Origin of the sequence: Eubacterium aggregans, assembly GCF_900107815.1 — a bacterium.
Lineage (GTDB): Bacteria > Bacillota > Clostridia > Eubacteriales > Eubacteriaceae > Eubacterium_O > Eubacterium_O aggregans.
This window is the reverse complement of sequence record NZ_FNRK01000051.1, coordinates 1-3,183: the sequence shown is the minus strand read 5'-3', so window position 1 is coordinate 3,183 and position 3,183 is coordinate 1. Positions and strand designations below refer to the sequence as shown.

General features: G+C 44.2%; 3 protein-coding genes. All 3 read right to left on the bottom strand.

Annotated features, from left to right (window positions below):
* Window positions 1–147: 147 nt before the first annotated feature.
* The 3 genes from BLW33_RS13810 to BLW33_RS13800 all read right to left on the bottom strand — a co-directional run bounded on the left by BLW33_RS13810 (window position 148) and on the right by BLW33_RS13800 (window position 2,871).
* The gene (locus tag BLW33_RS13810; protein WP_090310035.1) at window positions 148–1,224 is read right to left on the bottom strand and encodes an N-acetyltransferase DgcN family protein; all 1,077 of its coding nucleotides are present in this window, start codon (window positions 1,222–1,224) and stop codon (window positions 148–150) included.
* Window positions 1,225–1,493: 269 nt separating this feature from the next.
* Window positions 1,494–2,432: an SPFH domain-containing protein gene (locus BLW33_RS13805; protein WP_090310038.1), complete on the bottom strand. Its 939-nt coding sequence runs from the start codon at window positions 2,430–2,432 to the stop codon at window positions 1,494–1,496.
* 10 nt (window positions 2,433–2,442) lie between these two features.
* Window positions 2,443–2,871, bottom strand: coding sequence for an NfeD family protein (locus BLW33_RS13800; protein WP_176966746.1), 429 nt, complete (start codon window positions 2,869–2,871; stop codon window positions 2,443–2,445).
* Window positions 2,872–3,183: the final 312 nt, after the last annotated feature.

The following is a 3,183-nucleotide window of genomic DNA, read 5'->3' as shown; positions in this document are numbered from 1 at the left end:
ACCGTATCCGCTTTGTCAAGTCCTATTTTTAGTAATTTTACAGATTTTTCGTTTTGCCCCCGTCCCTTCCGAGACAGCTCATTTAGTATATGCTGTCTCGGGGCTTTTGTCAAGGGCTATTTTGCATTCTTTTAATGAAGGATGGATTTATACCTTAATTTGACTATGCAAATCTGGAAATTGCTTGAAAATAGCAGCGGCCAGCTTGTCACATCCAGAAACTAAAACATCAACTGCTGGAATATGCAGCTTTTCTTCGTATTTAACAATGGTCGTCTCTATATCCTTATTGGTCATTCCTTCATGGTTGATGGTGAGCGCAATAACATTGGCCTTGGAAAAACTCTCGATAAGTGAAATTTCACTACTGGGTGTGGGCATTTTTAAATTGGGAAAGTCAAGGCGCACGCGACGCTTCGGTGCATGTTGGAGAATAAAAGCATTGGGACGTCCACCCCGAATAATGGCACAACAACTGACAAAGGCTTCGTGACTGAGAGAGCTCTGTCCTTCATAAATCATGATATCTGGCTTTTCATGGGTATAGGCATCCATACAGGCATTTTCAAATTCCCCAGCCATATATTCCGAAGGGATCGCATCCATAGCCACGCCGTAGGGCTCTCCCTGAATGATGGATGTTTGTCCAGTTCCGATAAAGGCAACCTTCAACCCTTCATCTTTGAGCTTATCCACTAATTGCATGGCAGTAGTTCGTTTTCCAATGGCGCAGTCAGTGCCAAATATTGCCACCCTTGGGATATTAAGTTTTAAAATCTCGCCGGTAAAGAGGTGCAAATACCGCTTGGGCAAGGGCTTTCGGATATCTATAATTTTCACGTTGCTCTCTTTTGCCTGTTTGATAAATTCTGGATCCTCGGATAAAAACTCCTGAAGTCCACTGACGATATTCATTCCCAAGGACATTGCCTTTAAAATAATTAACCGTTCTGCCGTCGAGAGGAATGCCTCGTTGGGGGCAAGGCCGAAGATAAAGTATTTTGGAACCTTACCCAGATTGACTAAGGCATCCGCCATATCTCTGAATATGGGCACACCATTGTTTTGATGGTTTAAAACCATCCCTGCGTCCTGACCCTCTTCAGTACTATCAATAATACCTGAGATTTGATATTTTTTTGAGTGGCGAATGAGTCCATTGGCCGTTTTTCCATCGGAATCGCCAAAATGACCTTCACAATAGACCAGTGCTTTTCCTAACATAAACAACACAACCTTTCATAATAAAATAAAAACAAGCACTCTATCGAGCAGTCCGTTAAATTTCTAAAAGGCTGTGAAATAAAGGATGTTCTTTTCTGTTCTTTTAAATCAGTCTATCACGGATAATTCTTACTGTCAATTTTAGTCCCCGTTTCCCCGGATTACGCACCTTTTTTTAATAACCTTTAATTTATTCAAAAGAAAAGGCACACAGCGGTGATTATCACAACACCGCTGTGTGCCTTTAAAAGAATGTAAAACATCTCTGCTTATTTATTTTCTGACAGAGGGGCATCCTCTTCAACTACCGCTTTCGCGGATGCCAGCAATGCCGCCATATTTTGTATTTCCGATGGAATGATCAGCTTGGTTGCCCGACCATCAGCAACCTTTTCTAATGCTTCATACCCCTTCAGTATCAAAACACTTTCACTGGGTTGGGCAGCGTTAATATATGAAATTCCTTGGGCTTCGGCCTTTTTAACCGTTAAGATGGCCTGGGCCTCACCCTCAGCCTCACGCACACGGGTTTCCTTTACAGCCTCACCTCTCAGAATCGCCGCTTCTTTTTCTGCCTGGGCATCTAAGATTAGGGCCTCCTTTCGGCCTTCCGCGAGTAGCACAGAGCTCTTCTTCTCACCTTCAGCCCGAAGAATCGCTTCACGACGTTCCCGCTCAGCTTTCATTTGGCGTTCCATGGAATCCTGGATTTCCTTGGGGGGCATGATGTTTTTAAGCTCCACCCGATTAATTTTGATTCCCCAGGGGTCCGTCGCTTCGTCTAAGATGGCACGCATTTTTGAGTTAATCACATCCCGGCTGGTCAGTGTCTGATCGAGTTCCATATCCCCAATAATATTTCTCAGGGTGGTAGCGGTTAGATTTTCAATGGCCATGTGGGGGTTTTCCACCCCATAAACATAGGCTTTCGGTTCAATAATATACAGATACACAACGGTATCGATACTCATGGTAACATTATCCTGGGTGATGACTGGCTGGGGTGGAAAATCAATGACCTGCTCTTTCAAGCTGATTTTCTTGGAAATCCGATCCAAAATCGGAATGGCAATATGAAAACCACTTTCCCAGGTTGCATGGTATTGACCAATCCGTTCGATCACATAGGCATAGGATTGGGGTACAATTTTGACATTGACAATGAGTAACACAATTAAGGCAATAATGAGGATAAACAGAAATATCATAAAAAACACGTTACTGCTCCTTTCTTTTGACAATGGCTTTAATGCCATCCAAACGCCGTACAACCACGACGGTGTTTTCTGCAATGGGCTGGCCGTCTTCGCTCCGGGCGCTCCACAGTGCACCGTCAACCTTCACCTGACCTTGACTGATGGCATTGTCAATGGCTTCCGTTACGATTCCCTTTTGCCCGATGGCCTTGGATGCTGTAAAGCTCTGGGCTGGCTTTGCACTGCGCTTACCCGCAAACAGCTTGAACAGAAATAAGGAAACCAGCGAAATGACGACAAAGGTTCCAATTTGCCATAAAACGCTGTAGCCTAAGGCACTCATTCCCAGGGCCGCCAAGGCCCCGATGCAGAACCACAAGGAAACCATGGCACCTGCAGTGACCACTTCTGCCACTAAAAACACACTAAAGATAATAAGCCAAATGATCATGTGACGCTCCTCTCCCATTTTTATCATTATATCCCATCCCCATTAGGAAACCCAGTTGATTCAGGAAGGCTTAAGGGGTCGCATAAAAAAAGAGACCGTACAGTGTACGATCTCTCCGTTGTAATATAATCAATTATTAGTGGCTTGCTGCCACTTTCAGAATCTTATTCTGAAAGTGGATTCGGCTCGGCTTTACCGGCTTTCCTGCTTTTCTTTATCCTCCTCTCGGAGGAAAAGCAGCAAATCCGGTATTTGCCTCATTACCGCAAGCCACTCGCTTATGGAGTGTTATCATAAAAGTACAGTCAAAAC

Bases quoted from the DNA above. Each gene is read 5' to 3' on its own strand.
- BLW33_RS13810 (WP_090310035.1), bottom strand. From the start codon at position 1,224: ATGTTAGGAAAAGCACTGGTCTATTGTGAAGGTCATTTTGGCGATTCC.
- BLW33_RS13800 (WP_176966746.1), bottom strand. From the start codon at position 2,871: ATGATCATTTGGCTTATTATCTTTAGTGTGTTTTTAGTGGCAGAAGTG.
- BLW33_RS13805 (WP_090310038.1), bottom strand. From the start codon at position 2,432: ATGATATTTCTGTTTATCCTCATTATTGCCTTAATTGTGTTACTCATT.